The organism is Gammaproteobacteria bacterium, assembly GCA_013001575.1.
In the GTDB taxonomy this organism is placed as follows: domain Bacteria; phylum Pseudomonadota; class Gammaproteobacteria; order Steroidobacterales; family JABDMI01; genus JABDMI01.
Map to the genome: position 1 here is coordinate 1 of JABDMI010000096.1, position 5,572 is coordinate 5,572.

8 protein-coding genes are annotated in these 5,572 nt (G+C 49.6%); 7 read left to right on the forward strand and 1 reads right to left on the reverse strand.

Annotated elements, in window-relative coordinates:
- The first annotated feature begins 127 nt into the window (after window positions 1–127).
- A complete protein-coding gene (locus HKN88_08005; protein NNC98003.1) occupies window positions 128–628 on the forward strand; it encodes a hypothetical protein in 501 nt (166 codons plus the stop codon).
- Between the two features lie 17 nt (window positions 629–645).
- Here HKN88_08005 and HKN88_08010 read toward each other — a convergent pair whose 3' ends face one another.
- The gene (locus HKN88_08010; protein ID NNC98004.1) at window positions 646–1,182 is read right to left on the reverse strand and encodes a C40 family peptidase; all 537 of its coding nucleotides are present in this window, start codon (window positions 1,180–1,182) and stop codon (window positions 646–648) included.
- Between the two features lie 232 nt (window positions 1,183–1,414).
- Between HKN88_08010 and HKN88_08015 the strand changes: the two genes are divergently transcribed.
- The 6 genes from HKN88_08015 to HKN88_08040 form a co-directional block, all read left to right on the forward strand.
- Window positions 1,415–2,482, forward strand: a complete 1,068-nt coding sequence (locus tag HKN88_08015) for a DNA polymerase III subunit delta (GenBank protein ID NNC98005.1) — start codon at window positions 1,415–1,417, stop codon at window positions 2,480–2,482.
- 7 nt (window positions 2,483–2,489) lie between these two features.
- Window positions 2,490–3,185 (forward strand): nicotinate-nucleotide adenylyltransferase, encoded by a 696-nt coding sequence (gene nadD / locus HKN88_08020; GenBank protein NNC98006.1) that lies wholly within the window; start codon window positions 2,490–2,492, stop codon window positions 3,183–3,185.
- Between the two features lie 45 nt (window positions 3,186–3,230).
- Window positions 3,231–3,593: a ribosome silencing factor gene (rsfS, locus tag HKN88_08025; GenBank protein ID NNC98007.1), complete on the forward strand. Its 363-nt coding sequence runs from the start codon at window positions 3,231–3,233 to the stop codon at window positions 3,591–3,593.
- A 20-nt stretch (window positions 3,594–3,613) separates the two neighbouring features.
- The gene (rlmH, locus tag HKN88_08030; protein NNC98008.1) at window positions 3,614–4,087 is read left to right on the forward strand and encodes a 23S rRNA (pseudouridine(1915)-N(3))-methyltransferase RlmH; all 474 of its coding nucleotides are present in this window, start codon (window positions 3,614–3,616) and stop codon (window positions 4,085–4,087) included.
- A 13-nt stretch (window positions 4,088–4,100) separates the two neighbouring features.
- On the forward strand, window positions 4,101–4,733 hold the full coding sequence (gene maf / locus HKN88_08035; protein ID NNC98009.1) for a septum formation inhibitor Maf: 633 nt from the start codon (window positions 4,101–4,103) through the stop codon (window positions 4,731–4,733).
- A partial coding sequence (locus HKN88_08040) for a S1 RNA-binding domain-containing protein (GenBank protein NNC98010.1) occupies window positions 4,734–5,572 on the forward strand: 839 nt, incomplete at its 3' end.

Consider the following 5,572-nt stretch of genomic DNA (forward strand, 5'->3'; position numbering starts at 1 on the left):
GCGGTATTGTCCAAACGCCGTGAAGCTGATCGCCTGATGCGTGATCTCGAGCGCGAACTGGCCAGGCGCATCATTTTGCGTATGCGTCAGATTGATTAAAGAATCATCGTTTAGTAGCTTGTATAAAATGTCTGACGCAATATCTGAATCCAGCGAAACGCTTCTCGTGCGGGAATTATTGCAGCGCATTGGCCTGGACTTGCACGTGGTTGATCCCGGTTGTGACATTCCGGGATCTTACTGGGGTGAACCTGAGGCCGGGTTAATAAAAAACACTTTATACGCCAGTTTAAATACTCCAATCCATTCTATTTTGCACGAAACTGGCCATTACATTTGTATGACAGCCGAGCGTCGCGAAAATTTACACACCGATGCCCTGGGTAACTGCAAAGGCGATTTCATGGAAGAGAATGCGGTGTGTTATTTGCAAATTCTCATGAGTGCAACTTTTCCAAACTACAGTCGTGAACAAATATTCAAAGACATGGATGCCTGGGGTTATTCATTCCGTCTCGGTAGTACCCGCGCCTGGTTTGAGCAAGATGCACAGGATGCTCAAGACTGGTTGTTAGGTTATGGGCTAATCGATCTCGCCAGCGAGTATCAATTTAAATTACGTCAATAAACCCGAATTAAATTATTTTAAAGTCTTCCGGCTTTAATAAAATTCGCCTTCCAGTAAGGATTGGAAAAACTTGAGGTTGAGACTGTTTTGCCTGAACTCGGTGCGTGCACAAATTCATTCTGGTTCAACATAATGGCTACATGATACTGGTTGCGCCCGGTTTGGAAAAACGCCAGATCACCGGCACGCAGCTCACGTTTGTTTACTTTGGAAAAGAATTGCATTTGTTTGCGAGTGGTGCGCGGTACCGACAGACCGGCTTGTGAATGACTGTACTGCACCAGACCACTGCAGTCGAAACCGGTGGCCGGGCTGCTGCCACCGTATTTATACGGAGTGCCAACCTGATTCAAAGCGGCCATCACCACCGTATTTTTCAGATTGCGATCCCTTGCATCGCTGTTATTGCCCGAGCTACCAACCACACTGGGCTGACTTGAACCGGGCTTGCTGTAGGGACTGGTTGACGAGCATGCGCCGAGCAGGGCAACGGCGGATAATAACAGGAGCTTGTGGCGAATATTCGCTTGATGTGAAAATCGTATATTAATCATGGTTTTAGAGCCAGAAGCGAGCTTAATAAAACGGGTTTTTTTGCCCGATTGAGTGTATCATAGAGCCTCATGCAACAGGAAAGCCAAAAATTATAATCATCACACCCTCAACGCATTCAGTCGCATCGCGGTATTCCTTGTCCGCAGTTTTGCACGGCTCAAATTCTAACATTCCAAAACTTTCCGTCTGTCAGCGCCATTGGCAGCAATTCCTGTCGCCGGAAATTCAATAATGAAGATTTACGCCAATCAGGTTGCCGGACATTTACAACGCGGACTGGCGCCGGTCTATTTGATCGCGGGTGATGAAATTTTATTGCAACAAGAAGCTGTAGATACGATCCGCTCCAAGGCTCGCGCTGAAGGATTCACTGAACGCGAATTGTATATTGCCGAACGTGGCTTTGACTGGGGACAATTACTCTCGCACGCCGGTAATTTCTCTTTGTTCGCGAGTCGCAAAATTGTTGAATTGCGTTTGCCGACCGGCAAAGTAAATAAAGACGGCATGGATTTGTTGCATGAGCTGATCAGCAAGCAGCCCGAAGATATTTTGTTGATCATCCTGTGTCCCAAACTGGAGCGCGGGGTGACTTCCTCAAAGTGGTATAAAAGTCTCGACCAACATGGCGTGTTTGTGGATGTGCGTCCGGTGCGTCCTGAACATATGCAACGCTGGATCAGTGAGCGCTTGGGTAAGCACGGACTACGTGCCGAAACCGACGCGGTGCGTTTACTGGTTGACCGGATCGAAGGCAACTTGCTGGCCGCGGCCCAGGAGATCGACAAGATCGCTTTATTGTTTTCCGATGGCGACTTGACTGTGCAACAGGTGCAAAAAGCGGTGGCGCATTCGGCGCGTTACGATGTGTATCGTTTAAGTGATGCGGCATTGAGCGGCTGGAAGCGTCGTGCCTTGAAGATTCTGGACGGTTTGCAGTCAGAAGGTGTGGAACCCATTTTGCTTATGTGGTCACTATTGCGTGACCTGCATCAGTTAATTGCCGCTGCACATGGAGTACAAGCGGGTAAAAATCAAAATAGCGCGATGCGCTCGGTGGGCATATGGGATAACCGTTCAGCCGCTTTCGGGCATGCTTTGAACAGTCACAGTGTGGCCGCTTTGTACGCTTTGATTGACCACGCCAGTGATATTGACCGCATTATGAAAGGGCAGTTGCCGCGCAAAACCCGCAGTGGTGACGTGTGGAACGAATTGTCTTTACTGGTTGCCAAACTCGCTGGCATTCAAAGCGTGCAAGGCCTGGCACCAGACTCTGCACGCGCGGTGCTTGCCTGACGGAATCATGAACCAGACCACGAGCACATCGAATAACAATGCACATCCGAACAGGACCATCGGCGTGTTTGGTGGCACTTTTGACCCCATCCATTTCGGGCATTTACGCACCGCGTTTGAATTGATGCAGGCAGTCAACCTCGATGAAGTACGCTTTATCCCGTGTGGTGACCCGCCGCACGGCAAACGCACTGTGGCTACTGCCGATCAACGTTTTGACATGGTTGAACTTGCGGTTGAAGCGCAAGCGGGCTTTGTAGCCGACGATCGCGAGATCATTCGCGGCGGGGCCTCATACACCGTGGACACGCTTGAGAGTTTACGCACAGAATTCCCCGACGCTTCATTGTGTCTGATCCTGGGAATGGATGCCTTCCTCGGCTTGCCAAGCTGGCATCAATGGCGCCGCTTATTGAATCTGGCCAACATTATCGTGGCCCACCGTCCCGGCTGGCGAAAACCAACCGATGGCCGATTGCAGGAAATACTCCGCGATCAGGGCACCGCATTTCCGGGTGAATTGCACTGGCATCACGCCGGTCGAATTTATATTCATGCCGTTACCCAACTGGAAATTGCCTCCAGCCGGATACGCGACCTGATCCAGTCGGGTTATGACGCACGCTTTTTGTTGCCTGACAAGGTTAACCAAAAAATTTTAGACATTGCCTGTTATCACCAGCGTGATGACAGCGAAGAGTAAACCAAATCAAATATTTTTTTAACAACCGGAGAATCGACTTCAAACATGCAAATTAATACCCTTGCCGAACTCATCGAAACTACCCTGGATGAGAATAAAGCCTCTGACATCAAAGTGCTTGACGTCAGTCCCTTGACCACCCTGACCGATCGTTTGGTCATTGCCACTGGCCGCTCGGAACGGCATAACCGTTCATTGGCCAACAAAATTATAGACGCCGTAAAAGCCCATGACATCAAACCGCTCGGTATTGAAGGCGATGATGCCGGACAAGGCGAATGGGTTTTGCTCGATCTGGCCGATGCCATTGTGCACATCATGACCCAGGAAAAACGCGATTTTTATAACCTCGAAGGCCTGTGGTCAGTGCCACAGAAAAAAACTGCCCACAGCGAGCAATCTTCCTAAATTGCTTAAGGCACAGGTTTATGAAGATCCGAATTCTCAGTCCCGGAAAAAGAATGCCTGCCTGGATGCGTACGGGTTATGAGGATTACGCCAAACGCATGCCGCGTGACAGTCGTCTGGAACTGATCGAGCTGGAAGCCGGACAACGCAGTAAAAAGAATTATTCTGTAGCAGCCGCAATTGAAGCAGAAGGTCGACAATTCAACAAGGCCCTCAACGATAAAGATTATGTGGTGGCACTCGATGTGCAAGGCAAAGCTCTGAGCACCGAACAACTTTCACAGCGTCTTGCTCACTGGAAACAACAAGGCTCGGACGTTGCCATGCTGATCGGGGGTGCGGATGGACTCGATGCAAAACTCATGGCGAGTGCCCGGGAAAAGATCTCATTGTCCAGATTAACCCTTCCTCATGCCTTGGTGCGCGTGGTGCTCGCTGAGCAGCTTTACCGGGCAGCGAGTATACTGTCGGGTCATCCTTACCACCGCGCCTGAGCTCGGGAAAAATATGACCAGTACCCACACTACGCAATTGATCCTGGCTTCGGCGTCCCCGCGACGCAGTGAGTTACTGCAACAATTGGAGTTGGAATATCATGTGCATGTTGTGGAGATCGAAGAGATTCCGCAAGCAGGTGAGTCGCCCTCTGATTTTGTCGAACGCATGGCCAGAAGCAAAGCCCAGGCCGCCTACATCAATTTACGTGAAGAACATAAAAAATTCGGATTACTGGTAGTGCTCGGAGCCGACACCAGTGTGGTGTGTGACGGAGAAATACTGGGTAAACCCGATGACAAGGACGCGGCACGTACCCAATTACAATTGTTGTCCGGTCGTACGCATGAAGTGCTAACCGGCGTGGCGATCGCCGCGGCCGATGAAGACAGCGAAATGCGTGTTCAGTTTGCACTCAGTTACAGCGAGGTAGAATTCGATGTTATTGACGACTCCATAATTGAAGCTTATTTGCAAACCGATGAGCCCTACGACAAAGCCGGCAGTTATGCCGTACAAGGCCTGGCGGCCCAGTTCATAAAACATATTTCGGGCAGTTATAGCGGCATCATGGGTTTGCCCCTGTACGAAACCGCCAAGTTGCTTAAACCCTTTGACATCCACACCTTTAAAAGACTGCTCTAGATGACCCAGGAAATTCTGATCAATGTTACCCCTTACGAGGCGCGTACGGCCTTGCTGGAGAATGGTGTATTGCAAGAATTGTTTGTCGAGCGTCAATCCAGCAGCGGTTTGATCGGTAATATTTACAAAGGCAAGGTCTCACGGGTTTTACCTGGCATGCAAGCCGCGTTTATCGAGATCGGTCTGGAACGTTCGGCTTTTTTACACGCGTCCGACATTGTGCATTTGGGTGTGGATGATGAGTCGGCGTATTCGCAACAAAACCAGGATATTCGCAATCTCTTGAACGAGGGTAGCGATATCATGGTGCAGATCACCAAAGACCCGATGGGCACCAAAGGCGCCAGACTCACCACTTTTATTACTTTGCCGTCACGATTTTTAGTGTTTTTGCCCAAAGGTAGCGATGTGGGAATTTCCAATCGCATCAAAGACGAAGATGAGCGCGAACGCCTGAGTAAAGCCATGGCCGATTTTCGCGAAAGCGACCAGGGTGGCTTTATTGTGCGTACTGCCGCTGAAGGTGCTTCGGCCAGTGCCTTGCGTGCCGATATGTTGTATTTGCAAAAACAATGGCAGATTATCACCGAAAAAAATCTGGTCTCTGCGACCAAAGAACTGGTGCATAAAGATCTCGATTTGCCACAACGCAGCGTGCGTGACCTGTTAAATGAGGAAACCGAACGCATTCGTATTGACAGTCACGAAGCTTATGAACAAACCAAGAAATTCATGCAGGATTTTTTGCCCAAACGTGCCGTGATCCTTGAGCATTACCAAAGCCAACGACCAATCTTTGATCTGTATAACGTAGAAGAAGAAATTTCCAAAGCACTGGA